The organism is Pseudomonas fluorescens (genome assembly GCF_902498195.1).
Lineage (GTDB): Bacteria > Pseudomonadota > Gammaproteobacteria > Pseudomonadales > Pseudomonadaceae > Aquipseudomonas > Aquipseudomonas fluorescens_BU.
On record NZ_CABVIY010000001.1, the window covers coordinates 656,581 to 670,637 of the forward strand.

The 14,057-nt window shown below is 60.9% G+C and carries 14 protein-coding genes and 1 pseudogene; 14 read left to right on the plus strand and 1 reads right to left on the minus strand.

From position 1 onward, the window contains the following. The first annotated feature begins 189 nt into the window (after positions 1–189). The 13 genes and pseudogenes from gorA (at position 190) to F8N66_RS03155 (ending at position 11,898) form a co-directional block, all read left to right on the plus strand. Positions 190–1,551 carry a glutathione-disulfide reductase gene (gorA, locus tag F8N66_RS03095; RefSeq protein WP_150769217.1) on the plus strand — a complete coding sequence of 454 codons (1,362 nt, stop codon included), beginning with the start codon at positions 190–192 and terminating at the stop codon, positions 1,549–1,551. 119 nt (positions 1,552–1,670) lie between these two features. Continuing rightward, on the plus strand, positions 1,671–2,591 hold the full coding sequence (locus F8N66_RS03100; RefSeq protein ID WP_150768766.1) for a LysR family transcriptional regulator: 921 nt from the start codon (positions 1,671–1,673) through the stop codon (positions 2,589–2,591). Beyond that, the gene (locus tag F8N66_RS03105) at positions 2,591–3,502 is read left to right on the plus strand and encodes a LysR family transcriptional regulator (RefSeq protein WP_150768767.1); all 912 of its coding nucleotides are present in this window, start codon (positions 2,591–2,593) and stop codon (positions 3,500–3,502) included. The genes F8N66_RS03100 and F8N66_RS03105 overlap by 1 nt, the downstream gene beginning before the upstream one ends. A gap of 104 nt (positions 3,503–3,606) precedes the next feature. After that, positions 3,607–4,299 (plus strand): DJ-1/PfpI family protein, encoded by a 693-nt coding sequence (locus F8N66_RS03110; RefSeq protein ID WP_224790429.1) that lies wholly within the window; start codon positions 3,607–3,609, stop codon positions 4,297–4,299. Then, positions 4,299–4,537: pseudogene (locus F8N66_RS03115) on the plus strand (2Fe-2S iron-sulfur cluster-binding protein); the annotation flags it as partial. The gene F8N66_RS03110 and the pseudogene F8N66_RS03115, both read left to right, overlap by 1 nt. Positions 4,538–4,654: 117 nt before the next feature. Next, on the plus strand, positions 4,655–5,080 hold the full coding sequence (locus F8N66_RS03120) for a LexA family protein (protein ID WP_150768768.1): 426 nt from the start codon (positions 4,655–4,657) through the stop codon (positions 5,078–5,080). Continuing rightward, complete coding sequence (umuC, locus tag F8N66_RS03125; RefSeq protein WP_150768769.1) at positions 5,073–6,353, plus strand: translesion error-prone DNA polymerase V subunit UmuC; 1,281 nt, start codon at positions 5,073–5,075, stop codon at positions 6,351–6,353. The genes F8N66_RS03120 and umuC overlap by 8 nt, the downstream gene beginning before the upstream one ends. Positions 6,354–6,531: 178 nt before the next feature. Next, positions 6,532–7,308 (plus strand): transporter substrate-binding domain-containing protein, encoded by a 777-nt coding sequence (locus tag F8N66_RS03130; protein ID WP_150768770.1) that lies wholly within the window; start codon positions 6,532–6,534, stop codon positions 7,306–7,308. A 63-nt stretch (positions 7,309–7,371) separates the two neighbouring features. Beyond that, the gene (locus F8N66_RS03135) at positions 7,372–8,049 is read left to right on the plus strand and encodes an amino acid ABC transporter permease (RefSeq protein ID WP_150768771.1); all 678 of its coding nucleotides are present in this window, start codon (positions 7,372–7,374) and stop codon (positions 8,047–8,049) included. Then, positions 8,046–8,780 (plus strand): amino acid ABC transporter ATP-binding protein, encoded by a 735-nt coding sequence (locus F8N66_RS03140; protein ID WP_150768772.1) that lies wholly within the window; start codon positions 8,046–8,048, stop codon positions 8,778–8,780. The genes F8N66_RS03135 and F8N66_RS03140 overlap by 4 nt, the downstream gene beginning before the upstream one ends. Before the next feature lie 20 nt (positions 8,781–8,800). After that, the gene (locus tag F8N66_RS03145; RefSeq protein ID WP_150768773.1) at positions 8,801–10,036 is read left to right on the plus strand and encodes a cysteine desulfurase-like protein; all 1,236 of its coding nucleotides are present in this window, start codon (positions 8,801–8,803) and stop codon (positions 10,034–10,036) included. Between the two features lie 35 nt (positions 10,037–10,071). Further along, a complete protein-coding gene (locus F8N66_RS03150; protein WP_150768774.1) occupies positions 10,072–10,947 on the plus strand; it encodes a MurR/RpiR family transcriptional regulator in 876 nt (291 codons plus the stop codon). Between the two features lie 54 nt (positions 10,948–11,001). After that, entirely contained in the window at positions 11,002–11,898 is an 897-nt protein-coding gene (locus tag F8N66_RS03155; protein WP_150768775.1) for an allantoinase PuuE, read from the plus strand. 114 nt (positions 11,899–12,012) lie between these two features. On the opposite strand, the gene F8N66_RS03160 is transcribed toward F8N66_RS03155, so the two are convergent. After that, positions 12,013–13,137, minus strand: a complete 1,125-nt coding sequence (locus tag F8N66_RS03160) for an alkene reductase (protein ID WP_150768776.1) — start codon at positions 13,135–13,137, stop codon at positions 12,013–12,015. 294 nt (positions 13,138–13,431) lie between these two features. On the opposite strand from F8N66_RS03160, the gene F8N66_RS03165 reads away from it, so the two are divergent. Beyond that, the gene (locus F8N66_RS03165) at positions 13,432–14,016 is read left to right on the plus strand and encodes a TetR/AcrR family transcriptional regulator (RefSeq protein WP_150768777.1); all 585 of its coding nucleotides are present in this window, start codon (positions 13,432–13,434) and stop codon (positions 14,014–14,016) included. The last annotated feature ends 41 nt before the right edge of the window (positions 14,017–14,057 follow it).

The window sequence follows — 14,057 nt, forward strand, 5'->3', positions numbered from 1 at the left end:
CCATCGAAGAAGCCCATGGCCGGGACGTGCGCATCGCGGATTGTTTCACCCAGGACAATTAAGTCGTTCTATCCCTGCCCATTCTCTGAAACCCGATTGCTGGTGAGACTGACGGTGGACGCGATCGAGCCTTTGCGGTCGATGCAGCGCTCTCGATTATCCATTGGGCAATCCATGCAGAGCATTGAAATGAACCACGACTTCGATCTGTTTGTTATTGGTGCCGGTTCCGGCGGTGTGCGTGCGGCGCGGTTTGCCGCCGGGTTCGGTGCAAAAGTGGCGGTCGCCGAAAGCCGTTACCTGGGGGGGACCTGCGTCAATGTGGGGTGCGTACCGAAAAAACTGCTGGTCTACGGCGCCCATTTCGCCGACGACTTCGACCAGGCCGAAGGCTTTGGCTGGACCGGCCCGACAGCGCAGTTCGACTGGGCAACATTGATCGCCAATAAAAATCGTGAGATCGAACGGCTCAACGGTGTCTATCGCAAGCTACTGGTTAACAGCGGCGTCACTTTGCTCGAAGGCCACGCCCGCCTGACCGATGCCCATCATGTAGAAATAAACGGCCAGCGCTTGAGCGCCGAACGCATCTTGATTGCAACGGGTGGCTGGCCGCAGCTTCCGGACATCCCGGGGCGCGAGCATGCGATCACCTCGAATGAGGCGTTCTTCCTGGAGCAACTGCCCAGGCGCGTGCTGGTGGTGGGCGGTGGCTATATTGCCGTCGAGTTCGCCGGGATCTTCAACGGGCTCGGGGCTGACACGCGCCTGTTGTATCGCGGTGATCTGTTCCTGCGCGGGTTTGATCAATCGGTGCGTACTCATTTGGCCGAAGAGTTGACCAGGCGCGGGCTGCGACTGGATTTCAATGCCGACATCGCGCGGATCGACAAGCAGCCGGACGGGAGCCTTCTGGCGATCCTCAAGGATGGTCGTCAGCTGGAAGCCGACAGCATCTTCTACGCCACCGGGCGCCGGCCGATGCTCGATAACCTGGGGCTGGAAAACACTCGCGTTGAACTCAACGAGGCCGGGTACATCGCCGTCAATGAGCATTTCGAGACCCGCGAACCTTCGATCCTGGCGCTGGGTGATGTGATCGGTGGCGTGCAACTGACGCCGGTAGCCACCGCAGAGGGCATGGCGGTTGCCCGTCGCTTGTTCAGGCCCGAGCAGTATCGTCCAGTGGACTATCGCCACATTCCGACCGCAGTGTTCAGCCAGCCGAACATTGGCACGGTGGGGCTGACCGAGCAGCAGGCACTGGAGCAAGGCCACAAAGTGGCGGTGTTCGAAAGCCGGTTCCGGCCCATGAAACTGACCCTCACCGAGTCGCCGGAACAAACGTTGATGAAGCTGGTGGTGGATGCCGAATCCGACCGGGTGTTGGGTGCGCACATGGTCGGGCCGGACGCTGGAGAAATCATTCAAGGCCTGGCGATTGCTCTCAAGGCCGGCGCCACCAAGCGCCTCTTCGATGAAACCATCGGCGTGCACCCGACCTCGGCGGAAGAGTTTGTGACGTTGCGTACACCGGTGAGTGGCCGGTGACTTAAGCGGCGATCATGCCTACGGAACGTGCGAAAGTCGCGGCAGCCGACAATACTGGCAATCGGGTCTGCGCGCGCAAGCGGTCAGGTACCTCGTCGTCTGTTCATCAAGGGTCGCCTATGGATCGCTTTCAGGAAATGCAGATATTCATGGCGGTTGCCGAAGAGGAAGGCTTCGCCGCCGCCGCCCGTCGCTTGAACATTTCGCCACCGAGCGTGACCCGTGCCATCGCCGCGATGGAAGAGCGAATCGGCACCCAGCTGCTCTCGCGCACAACCCGCAGCCTGCACCTGACGGAAGCGGGGCAACGTTATCTGGAGGATTGCCGGCGGATCCTGAGTGAGGTCGATGAAGCCGAGGAGGCGGCCGCCGGCAGCTACTCCATACCCTGCGGTCATTTGACGGTGACGGCGTCCGTGCTGTTTGGCGAGTTGTTCATCGCGCCGCTGTTGGCCGAGTACCTGGACCGGTTTCCGTCAGTGCATCTCAATGCCTTGCTGGTTGACCGTGTGGTGAGCATGGCTGACGAAGGGATCGATGTCGCCATTCGCATCGGCCATTTGCACGAGAGCAATCAGCACGCCATCAAGGTGGGCGAGGTGCGGCAGGTGATCTGCGCGTCCCCCGCTTATTTTGAGCGCTACGGCAGGCCGGGGCACCCTGGCGAGTTGAGTTCGGCCAACATTGTCATGTCCTCTGCCAGCCATCTGTTGAGCGATTGGCAATTTGAAAACAACGGTAACGCCCTGAGCTTTCGCTTCGACCCGCGCCTGGTGGTGACTGCGAATCAGGCGGCCATCAACATTGCCTGCCTGGGCTGGGGAATCACCCGGGTGCTGTCCTATCAAGTGGCGAGCCAGGTAGCCGCCGGCGAACTGGAGGTGGTGCTACAGGCGTTTGAACCACCCGCGCTGCCGATTCAGGTGGTGTACGCCAAGAGTAACCGGGTGCCGGCCAAGGTACGGACCTTCGTGGATTTCCTCACGGACCGGTTGGGCAATGATGCCGCGCTCAAACCTGTCGCCAAGGGCAGTGCCTGATGGATCGCTACCATGAAATGATCATGTTTGAAGCGCTTTCAGAGCGTCCGAGCCTCGCGTCGGCCGCTCGTCGTCTGGGTGTGTCCGGTCCGACGGTGGTCCGGGCCATTGCGCGACTGGAGGCGCGTCTGGGTGTGCCCCTGTTGAAACGAAGCACGCGAGGGGTGGTGCTGACGGAATCGGGTGCAGCCTTCATGGCCGATTGCTCGCGCATCCTCAAAGAGATCGATGAAGTAGAGGCTTGCGCCAAAGGCTTGCATGTTCAGGCCCAGGGCAAGCTGACGGTCCTGCTGCCGCTGCTGTTCAGCCGTCATGTCATGACGCCTTTGCTGGCGGATTACATGGACGAGTATCCCGAGGTCACCGTGTTCGCCCATTACCACGATCGCTTTCCGAACATGAATGAAGAGGGGCTGGACGTGGCCGTGCTGGTGGGGCATTTGCCGAGTTCGTCATTGATTGCGCGACCGGTTGGCCACGTTCGCTCAATCATTTGCGGCAGCCCCGGCTACCTGGCCACTCACGGTGAACCGCAGGTGCCGGAGGACCTCATGCAGCATCGACTGGTGGCAACGCAAGCCTATCGAGAAAGCGTGCAGTGGGATTTTCAGGTCCAGGGTGAGCCAAGCACGATCAAGGCACGCTCGCGCGTCAGCTGCGCCACGGTACAGGCGGCGATCGACGCGGCGGCTCATGGGGCCGGGCTGACGCGCTGTTTGAGCTATCCCGTTCATGACGCGTTGAAAAGCGGGCGATTGCGTCGGGTCTTGCAACCTTACGAGCTGCCAGCGCTGCCAGTGCACGTGGTTTACCGGGAAAGGCGAAAAGCGTCGATGAGGGTACGCAGTTTCGTCGACTACATGATCGAGGGCCTGCGTGAGCATCCGGCCCTGCAACCGGATGCGCATTGAGCGAAGGCAGGGTGCCGCGATTCAAACGCCACCCGGGCATTTCAGTCAGCGAAACAGTGGATTGTAATTTTTGGGCGTTCTCTGGATGACGGTTACAGCGGAGCATGCGTTCACACACTCTTTTGACTTCAACGCCCTTTATCAGAGGCCACTTCCCGATGAAACGCGTGCTCATGTTACTCGCCAATGGTGTTGAACCCCTGGAAATGGCGGCGTTTACCGACGTCCTCGGCTGGGCCGATTTGCTCGGTGACCAGCCTCTGGAACTGGTCAACGCCGGCCTTCGCACCCAGATCGTTAGCACCTTTGGACTCACGATCAATCCACGGTTTTTACTCAGCGATCTGGATCCGGCCAGCTTCGATGCCCTGGCGCTGCCCGGTGGGTTTGAACCGGCAGGCTTTTATGAGGAAGCCTTGAGCGAACCTTTCCTGGAGACCATCCGGCACTTCGTGGAAGCCGGAAAACTGGTGGCCAGTGTCTGTGTGTCATCGGTGTGCCTGGGGGTAGCGGGCGTATTGCATGGCCGAAACGCAACGACCTACCACCAGGAAGGCGGCAAGCGGAAAAACCAATTGGTTGAAACCGGCGCCTGCTTCGTTGATCGACCCGTCGTCGTCGATGGCCACATCATCACGTCCAGCGGGCCGGGTACGGCGACTGAAGTGGCGTTTGTGCTGCTGGAACAGCTGACCAGCGCCGAAAATGCCGCTCATATCCGCCAGAAAATGCGCTTCGCCACCCCCGATCCTGATTGGTACGCGACGCCACAAGTGCCATCTGTCCAGACTGTCTAGACGCACGTTGGGAGCCCGGTGGCGGAAGTTTGCTGGAGCTGGCGCAAAGCCGTGGCTTGAATCCAGACTTCAGTTGCCGGGGCGGATCCTGCGGGACATGCCGCACCCGACTGGTCAGCGGGCAGGTGCATTACCTGAATTTGTCCGCGCAGATGCCGGCGCAAGGGGGGTGTTGATTTGCTGCGCAGTGCCGGCCCAGGCCGGGGAGGGCGATGCACCCCGGGTGCTGGAGTTGTGAGGGAATTTTCGGGGGGCGATATCCCCCGTTTGTCGAAAATTCCTACATGAAAAATTGACCGCCACGCGCCTTCGACGTTTACTGTACATAAATACAGTATTTGTAGAAGGCGTCACCATGAGCTTCAGCATCATCGGTCCACTCACCGCAGGGGGCCTCAAGCTTCCCCGCTGTTCGTTCCGCGTCCCGGCCGGCTTTCCTTCGCCGGCGGCAGACCACATCGAACAGCACATCTCGCTGGACGAGGTCCTCAACATCCGCGCCCCGCATGTGTACCTGGTCTCCATCGCCGGGGACAGCATGCAGGGGGCCGGCATCTTTGACGGGGACCTGGCGATCGTCGACCGCGCGCTGGAAGCGGCCCACAACGACATCGTGGTGGCGTTGTTGAACCATGAGCCGGTGTGCAAGCGGCTGTGCAAACGCGAAAGCCAGATGATTTTGCTCTCCGAGAATCCGAAGTACCCGCCGCGCTATGTGCTTGAAGGTGACGAACTGGCCATCTGGGGCGTGATCACCCACAACGTGCACAGCCATGACTGAACAGCCACCACCGGTGTTCGCGCTGATTGACTGCAACAGCTTCTACGCCAGTTGCGAACGGGTGTTCCGGCCGGACCTGGCGCGCGTGCCCATCGTCGTGCTGAGCAACAACGATGGCTGCGTCATTGCCCGTAGCTACGACGCCAAGCCGTTCGTGAAAATGGGCGCGCCGTATTTTCAGATCAAACACGTGCTCAAGCAGCACGGCATCGTTGCGTTCTCCTCGAACTATGCCTTGTACGGCGACATGAGCGAGCGAGTGATGTCACTGATCGAATCGATGGTGCCGGCGGTGGAGGTCTACAGCATCGATGAAGCCTTTGCCGACCTGACGGGGATTGCCGACCTCAATGCCCTGGGGCGACGGATTCGCAGCCAGGTGTTGCGGTGCACCGGCATACCGGTCGGGGTCGGGATCGCTCCCACCAAGACCCTGGCCAAGTTGGCGAATCACACGGCCAAGCGCTTGCAGGCGCAGACCGGTGGAGTGGTCGATATCTGCGATCCGTTCAAGCGCGACTGGGTGCTGCGCAACACGGACGTCTCCGACGTCTGGGGCGTAGGCCGGCGCATGAAAACGCACCTGGGGGCGATGGGCATCCAGACGGCGATGGACCTGGCCAGGGCCGACCCCTGGACCTTGCGCAAGAAGTTCAGCGTGGTGATCGAGAAGACGGCCCGGGAGCTGGCCGGCACCCCTTGCCTGGAACTGGATGAGCCTGATCCGCCGAAGCAGGAAATCTGCTGCAGCCGCATGTTCGGCCAGCGCCTTACCGAGTTGCCGCCGATCAGGGAGGCCGTGGCGACCTACATGATGCGCGCCTCGGAAAAGCTCCGTGCCCAGGGCTCGCTGTGCAAGAAGATCCGCGTCAGCATCCGCACCGGCATGTTCAACCCCGACGAGGCCAGGTTCGCCAATGGCATGGTGGTCGAGCTGCCGTATCCCACCGACGATGTGCGGCTGTTGACCGGGGCCGCGGTGGATGCGCTCGAGCATGTGTACCGGCCCGGATTCAGGTACAGCAAGGCCGAGGTCCTGCTGCTCAATCTTTGCCAGCCGGGTGAGTACACCGATGATCTGTTCGCGGTGTCGCAGCCGACCGAGGCGACCCGGGTCATGGCGGTGCTGGACCAGATCAATGGGCGATGGGGCAGGGGGACGCTGCGCACCGCCAGTGTGCCGAGCCATCCAGCGTGGGGCATGCGGCGAGAAATGATGAGCCAAAGCTTCACGACCCGGCTGGATCAGCTGTGGACGGTTCATTGCCGCTGACCGCGCGCCCGTTTCGGCGCTCTGAACGTCACGGATCAGGAAAAACACGCACCGCTTTGGAGCAAATAATTCATTCAATCTGCATGTTGAATTATTTAATCCGCTGGTTTAGTCTCGACCTGCGTTGTACGGGATCAACCGCTGTTAGCACCTAAAAAATCAAGAACCGGGAGCAAACATGAAAGCGAAAGTAATGTTGGGATTGTTCATGACGGCCGCCGTCGCCCTGCCAACCTGGGCAGCCGACTGGACCGTAGGTGCTAACGTCGGCAACGTGCCCTGGGAGTTCCAGGACGCCAAGGGCGAGTTCGTCGGCTTCGAAGTCGATGTGGTGAAAGAGGTGGCCAAGCGCGCCGGCAAAACCGTCGAGTTCATCAATATCCCCTTCAACGGCCTGTTCAGCGCCGTGCAGTCCAAGCGCGTCGAGATCGCCATCTCATCGATCACCATCACCCCCAAGCGGCTGGAATCGGTCGCCTTTGCGCAGCCTTACTTCGACAGCGACCAGTCGCTCACCGCGCTGACCACCTCCAAGGTCAAGGGCCTGGCCGACATGGCTGACAAGGTGGTGGGCGTCGACACCGGCTCGACCGGCGACATGTGGATCGGCCAGCACAAGGACGAGTACAAGTTTGCCGATGTCTCGCGCTACGAAGGATTGTCGCCGGCCATGCTGGACCTGGCTTCCGGGCGGATCGACGGCTACCTCAGCGATATTCCGGCGGTGCTCTACTACATCAAGGACAAGCCGCAATATTCCATCGTCGCGCGCATTCCCACCGGGGAGCGCTACTCGCTGATGCACGCCAAGGGCTGGGCGATGAGCGATCAGGTCAACGACATCATCAGCAAGATGAAAGAAGACGGCACCCTCGGGAAAATCCACCAGCAGTGGTTCGGCGCCGAAGCCGATAAAGCATCGAGCACGATGCAGGTGACCGCTGTCCTCAAGTAAGCCCTGCCGATGATGCAAGAAAGTGGCGACACCCGTTCGCCACTGTATTGACCGAGGTATCCCATGGATCTTTTGCAGACATTTTTCAACTGGAACGTGCTCGTCGAGTCGCTTCCGCTGATGATACGTGGCCTGGGCGTGACCATTTTGCTCGGGGCGGTGAGTATTGTCCTGGGCCTGGTGGGCGGGCTGTTGCTGGCGTTGCTGCGGTTGTATTCCTACGCACCCGTTCGGGCGCTGGCACGGATCTACATCGATATCATGCGCTCCATTCCCTTGCTGGTGCTGCTGGTACTCATCTATTACGCGCTGCCCTTTGTCGGCATTCGCTTGTCGTCCTTTGCGGCCGCCACCATGGCGCTTTCACTGGTTTCCTGCGCCTACAGCGCGGAGATTTTCCGTTCCGGCATCGAGGCCATTCCCCGTGGCCAGTTCGAAGCGTCGGCGTCCCAGGGCATGAGTTTTTTCAACACCCTGCGCGACGTCATCCTGCCGCAGGCGGTGCGCATCGTCATGCCGCCCATGACCAGCAACTGCATCAACGTCATGAAAGACACGGCGCTGGCCTCGGTGGTGGCGATGCCCGACTTGCTCAAGCAGGCAACCCAGGCGCAGGCACTGGCGGCCAACCCGACGCCGCTGGTAGGGGCCGCCTTGCTGTACCTGTTGCTGCTGTTGCCGCTGGTGCAAATGGTCAGCTGGGTTGAACGTCGGAACGCCTCCGGAGGAAAAACCGCATGAGCACGCTGATCGACATCGAAAAGCTCGACAAGTACTACGGCAATTTCAAAGCGCTGAGCGATATCAACCTGCAGGTGGAAGAGGGTGAAGTGGTGGTGATCCTCGGGCCGTCCGGTTCGGGAAAGTCGACCTTGATCCGTTGCATCAACCTGCTTGAAGACTACCAGCAAGGGCATATCCGCGTGGCCGGCGAGCGGGTCGAGAACGGTCCGCGACTGGCCGCGATCCGCAGTGAAGTGGGCATGGTGTTTCAGAGTTTCAATCTCTATCCGCACCTCAGCGTGCTGGACAATGTGTCACTGGCGCCGATCCGCGTGCGTGGCCTGAGCCGGCGCGATGCGCAGGCCAGGGCCAGGGAATTGCTGGTGAAGGTGGGCATGGGCGATCACGCGCACAAATACCCGAGCCAGTTGTCTGGCGGCCAGCAGCAGCGCGTGGCCATTGCCCGCACCATGGCCATGGAGCCGCGGGCGATTCTGTTCGACGAACCGACGTCGGCGCTGGACCCGGAAATGGTCGGTGAGGTCCTGGACGTCATGCAGAACCTTGCCCGCTCTGGCGTCACGATGGTCGTGGTCACCCACGAGATGGGGTTTGCCCGGCGGGTCGCCGACCGGGTGATCTTCATGGAAAGTGGCCGGATTGTTGAGCAGAACATTCCTGAACCGTTTTTTACCGCCCCTCGGGAACCTCGCACGCAAGCGTTCCTGCAGGCCATCTTGCATCATTGAATCCGGCTGGAGACAGTAGAGTGGAATCTCTCGATATCGATTACGTTCGCAAGCAATTTCCAGGTCTGGCCGGTGGCTATGCCTACATGGATAACGCCGGTGGCTCGATGGTGCTGAGCGCCGTGGCGCAACGGGTCAGCGACTACCTGCTCAACAGCAGCGTGCAACTGGGCGCGTCCTACCAGCCTTCGGTCGACGCTGGCGAGCGCGTGATGCAGGCGCGTCATTCGGTGATGCAGCTGATCAACGCCGAGCATCCCGAAGAAGTGATCATGGGCGGCTCGACCACCCACCTGCTGCAAATACTGTGTCGCGCCATCGCCCCGTCCATCGTTGCGGGCGATGAAATCATCGTCACCAACTGCGATCACGAGGCCAACATCGGCCCCTGGGTCAAGCTGTGCGAAAGCCGCGGCGCGACCCTGCGCGTGTGGCAGGTCAACCCGGCCAGTTGCGAGCTTGAGCTGGATGACCTGCAGGTCTTGCTCAACCCCAACACCCGGTATGTGGCCATGACCCACACCTCGAACATTCTCGGTTCGGTCAATCCGGTGGCCGAAGTGGCGCGACGTGTCCATGCGGTGGGGGCCAGGTTGTGCGTGGACGCCGTCGCCTATGCGCCCCACCGCCTGGTGGATGTGCAGGCCAGCGGCGCCGATTTTTACGTCTACAGCTTCTACAAGACCTTCGGCCCGCACTTTGCCGTGCTCTGGGGCCGGCGCTACCTGTTGCTGGAACTGCCGAGCCTCAATCACTTTTTCATCGGCCAGGACGTCGTGCCCTACAAATTGCAGCCGGGCAACGTCAACTATGAGTTGTCCTTCGGCTGCATCGGCATTACCGATTACCTGCTCGACATCAGCGCCCGGCTTGGCGCGCAAGGCAGCGAGCGCAAGCGCATGCAGGCCGCTTTCGATGCCTTTGAAGTGCAGGAGGACTTGCTTGCCGAGCGCCTGCTGGCCTTTTTGCGCGAGCGCGAGGGCGTGCGCATCATCGGCAAGGCGCATGTGCGCAATCGGGTGCCCACCATCAGTTTCGTGGTCGAGGGCATTCAGTCCGAGGCGCTGGTGCGCCGCGTCGATGAACATCGCATTGGCATTCGCTTTGGTGACTTCTATGCGCGGCGACTTATCGAAGCCCTTAAGCTTGAGCGGTTTGGCGGGGTAGTGCGGGTGTCGCTGGCGCACTACAACACGCTGGAAGAAGTCGAGCGGCTCATCACGGCGCTGGATCAAGCCATCAATGCGTTGCGTTGACCGGCGCCCACACTTTCATTTTTCGAGCCCTGCCCATGGCCTTACCTGAAACCCTTGCCGAGCTGCGTGACTGTATCGCGGCCCAGCATGAACAACTGACCGGTCGCCTGCGCGATGCCGCCCGATTCCTGATCGACAACCCGCATGAGATCGCACTCAACACGGTGGCCGAACTGGGCAAGCGCTCGGGCATTGCGCCTTCGGCCTATATTCGCCTGGCCCAGGCGCTGGGCTTTGCAGGTTTCAAGGAGTTGCAGCGGCTGTTTCGCGCCCCGTTGCAACAGGCTGCCGACACCCACTACAGCGAGCGGATTCGCCACTACGGCGGTGAGACGTTGCTGGAGGATCCGACGGATGTCGGCGGGATTTTGCGCGAGTTCAGCCAGGCCAATATCGTTTCCCTGGAGCACCTGGCCGAAGGCGGCGAACAGGCCAATATCGAAGCGGCCATCGTCCACCTGCAAGCGGCCCGCACCACGTTCGTCATTGGCATGCGCCGCGCCTTTCCGGTGGCCGCGTACCTGAGCTACGCGTTGAGTCGCGTGGGTCGCCGGGCGGTGCACATCAGCGGCGCCGGGGGCACGTTGCCCGAGCAGGTCAGCGCGATTGCCGAGGATGATTTGCTGATCGCCGTCAGCTTCCCGCCCTACGCCAGCGACACCATTGAAGCCTGCCGCCAGGCGCGGGAGGCCGGGGTGACGCTGGTGGCGATCACGGACAGCGTGCTCAGCCCTATCGGGCAGATCGCCGATACGGTGATTGAGGTCAACGACGCCGAACTGCTGGGTTTTCGTTCGCTCACCGCTTCGTTCTGCATTGCGCAAACCCTGGCAATGGGGCTGGCCTTTCGCGAGTGGCAATCGGACAGCGGCACCCTCAGCCACGACCGGCTGGAAGATATCGACTGTTAGGTCGCGACGTTCGCCACGTACTTATTCAACCCGTCACTTCAGGAGAAGATCCCGATGGTTTCACCTGCACGCGATTTAGTGGGTTACGGCAGACAACGCCCGCAAGGCACCTGGCCCAATGGCGCCCGACTGGCCATCAGCCTGGTGATCAACTACGAGGAAGGTTCCGAGCGTTCGCTGGCCATGGGCGATCCGGACCAGGAGTCGATGACCGAGTGGGGCAGCTATTCGATCCCCGACGGCACACGCAACCTGGCGATGGAATCGATGTATGAGTACGGCTCGCGCGTCGGGATCTGGCGCATCCTGGATATCCTCGACCAGCAATCGGTGCGATCGACCTTTCATGCCTGCGCGGTAGCCTTCGAACAGAACCCCGACGTGGCGCGCGCCGCCGTCGCTGGTGGCCATGAAATTTGCAGCCACGGCTATCGTTGGGAAGAAGTGTTCCGCCTGAGCGAAGCACAGGAGCGTGACCACATGCGCCTGGCCATCGAGTCCTTCGAACGCACCTGTGGCAAGCGTCCCGTTGGCTGGTATTGCCGCTATGGCGCCAGCGTCAACACCCGGCGCCTGGTCGCCGAGGAGGGGGGCTTTCTCTACGATTCCGATGCCTACAACGACGATGTCCCGTACTTTGTCGACGTCGAGGGCAAGCGCCACCTGGTGGTGCCTTACACCGCCGACGTCAATGACTTCCGCTACTGGAACTCCCCTGGGCTGTCGCAGGCCTCGGATTTTTTCGAGTACATGAAGGAAAGCTTTGACGTGCTGTATGAAGAGTCGGCCGAAGGTCCTCGCATGATGTCGATCGGGCTGCACCCGCGCATGGTGGGGCGCCCGGGCCGGGTCAGGGCGATCAAGCAATTCATCGAGTACGCCAAACAGCACGGTGGTGTCTGGTTTGCCACCCGCGAAGAGATCGCCCGTGCCTGGCTGGAGCGCGGTTGATGGCGTGCCAGGCCGGTACAGCGGTGTCTTGAAAATCTGTGGCGATTGCCATTTGCGCTGACATGCGCTCCCCAGGATCGGGGAGCACTTGTTGCGATTGCCGAAACCTTGACGTTATCCGTCGTAGGCAGGGTAGTCGACATAGCCTTCGGCATGGCCGCCGTACACCGTGGCCGGATTCAGTGCGTTCAGCGGCCAGTCATTGGCGATTCGCGCAGGCAGGTCCGGGTTGGCCATGAACGGCCGGCCGAAGGCGACAAAGTCCGCCAATCCCGAGTCGAGTAATTGCGCACCCGTTTGCGCGTTGTAGCGCCCGGCGTAGATGATTGCGCCGCTGAAGGTGCTGCGTACGGCTCGGCGGAACGTCTCCGGCATGGCGGGTGCATTGTCCCAGTCGGCTTCAGCGATAGACAAATAGGCAATGCCCACGTCCTCCAGCACCTTGATCGCTTCAATGTAAGTGGTGTGCGGGTCTTCCTCGACCATGCCGAGGTACGTCCGCGCCTCATCGGTGGTGGTGAACAAAGGCGCGAAGCGCACGCCAACTTTCTCTTTGCCGATGCACTCGGCGACGCCCGCGACCACTTCGCGCAGAAAGCGCAAGCGGTTCTGCAACGAGCCACCGTATTGATCGTTGCGCAGGTTGCTGTGCGCGGAAATGAACTGATTCACGAGATAGCCGTTGGCGCAGTGCAGTTCGATCCCGTCAAACCCGGCGGCCATCGCATTTCGTGCGGCCTGGATATAGAGCTGCACGAGCGCCTGGACTTCATCGGTCGTCAGCGCCCGAGGCGCGGATGGAGGGACCAGCGCACCGGTGCCAGGGGCGGTTTCAATGAACACGCTGACCCGGTCGGTGGCGACTGCGGACGCCGAGACCGGCGCCGCTCCGTCGGGTTGCAACGCGGTGTGAGACACGCGGCCGACGTGCCAGAGCTGGGCAAAGATCACACCCTCCCTGGCATGGACTGCTTCGGTGACCTTGCGCCATCCGGCGATTTGCTCAGGGGTATGAATGCCGGGTGTCCAGGCATATCCCTGCCCCCGGGGTTCGATCTGGGTGCCTTCGGTCACCAGCAAGCCGGCGCCGGCACGTTGCTGGTAATACTCGGCCATCAGTTCATTGGCGATGTTGCCCGGCTGGGTACTGCGCTGGCGGGTGAGTGGCGGCAGGACAATGCGGTTTTTCAGGGTGTGAAGCCCCAGGGTGGCGGGCTTGAAAAAACTGTCGTTGTTCATCGGTCGTACCTTGGTGAAGTGGAGTTTCCGGATCTATTAGACCAGTCGACTATTTCCGGGTTAAAAAAATCGTTCTACCGCACGCTTGCGACGTTCGTATTCGGTTCAGTGCAAGGAGGCCTGATGTGCACGCTGTCGATATCAGGGGGAAGGTCTGTCCGGGCGCAGCATAGACTTCCATTAGACCAGTCGTCTAGTTGATTTTTTCCAGAAGGGCTTTTCAAGGGAAGGTGTGGCAAACTCGCATTTATTCGAAATATACGACTGGTCTATTGTTCGGTACTTTGCGCCCCCATGAAAACGACCTACGACGATACCCGGCAACACCTGCTCGAAACCGGCTACCGGATGATGGCCGAAAAAGGCTTCACCAGTGTCGGCTTGAATGAACTCCTGCAAACCGCACGCGTGCCCAAGGGCTCGTTTTATCACTACTTCAAATCCAAGGAGTTGTACGGCCAGGCTTTGCTCGAGCACTACTTTGTCGGTTACCTCGCGGACATGGAGCGCCGGCTGACGCTTCCAGGGTTATCCGCCCGCGAACGGCTGATGGATTACTGGCAGGGGTGGCAAGATCGTTGCACCCTGGAAGGGCACGGTGACGAGTGTCTGGTCGTGAAGCTCAGCGCTGAAGTCGCCGACCTGTCCGAGGCGATGCGCCTTACCTTGCGTGATGGCGCCCAGAAAGTGGTGATGCGTATCACCGAATGCATCGAGCAGGGTCAGGCCGAAAACAGCCTGCCTGACGGCAACGCCCGGCAACTGGCGGAAACCCTGTACCAGCTCTGGCTTGGGGCCAGTCTATTGAACAAGCTGCAACGTACCGGACAGTCCTTGAGCACGTCGATGGCGATGACGAAACGGCTTTTGGGCGTTTGAGTCCGGTTTCTGGCGATGGCCCCTGGCAGGCTTGCTGGTGG

Bases quoted from the DNA above. Each gene is read 5' to 3' on its own strand.
- F8N66_RS03100 (WP_150768766.1), top strand. From the start codon at position 1,671: ATGGATCGCTTTCAGGAAATGCAGATATTCATGGCGGTTGCCGAAGAG.
- F8N66_RS03130 (WP_150768770.1), top strand. From the start codon at position 6,532: ATGAAAGCGAAAGTAATGTTGGGATTGTTCATGACGGCCGCCGTCGCC.
- F8N66_RS03140 (WP_150768772.1), top strand. From the start codon at position 8,046: ATGAGCACGCTGATCGACATCGAAAAGCTCGACAAGTACTACGGCAAT.
- F8N66_RS03110 (WP_224790429.1), top strand. From the start codon at position 3,607: ATGCGTTCACACACTCTTTTGACTTCAACGCCCTTTATCAGAGGCCAC.
- F8N66_RS03155 (WP_150768775.1), top strand. From the start codon at position 11,002: ATGGTTTCACCTGCACGCGATTTAGTGGGTTACGGCAGACAACGCCCG.
- gorA (WP_150769217.1), top strand. From the start codon at position 190: ATGAACCACGACTTCGATCTGTTTGTTATTGGTGCCGGTTCCGGCGGT.
- F8N66_RS03160 (WP_150768776.1), bottom strand. From the start codon at position 13,137: ATGAACAACGACAGTTTTTTCAAGCCCGCCACCCTGGGGCTTCACACC.
- F8N66_RS03165 (WP_150768777.1), top strand. From the start codon at position 13,432: ATGAAAACGACCTACGACGATACCCGGCAACACCTGCTCGAAACCGGC.
- F8N66_RS03120 (WP_150768768.1), top strand. From the start codon at position 4,655: ATGAGCTTCAGCATCATCGGTCCACTCACCGCAGGGGGCCTCAAGCTT.
- F8N66_RS03135 (WP_150768771.1), top strand. From the start codon at position 7,372: ATGGATCTTTTGCAGACATTTTTCAACTGGAACGTGCTCGTCGAGTCG.
- umuC (WP_150768769.1), top strand. From the start codon at position 5,073: ATGACTGAACAGCCACCACCGGTGTTCGCGCTGATTGACTGCAACAGC.
- F8N66_RS03105 (WP_150768767.1), top strand. From the start codon at position 2,591: ATGGATCGCTACCATGAAATGATCATGTTTGAAGCGCTTTCAGAGCGT.
- F8N66_RS03150 (WP_150768774.1), top strand. From the start codon at position 10,072: ATGGCCTTACCTGAAACCCTTGCCGAGCTGCGTGACTGTATCGCGGCC.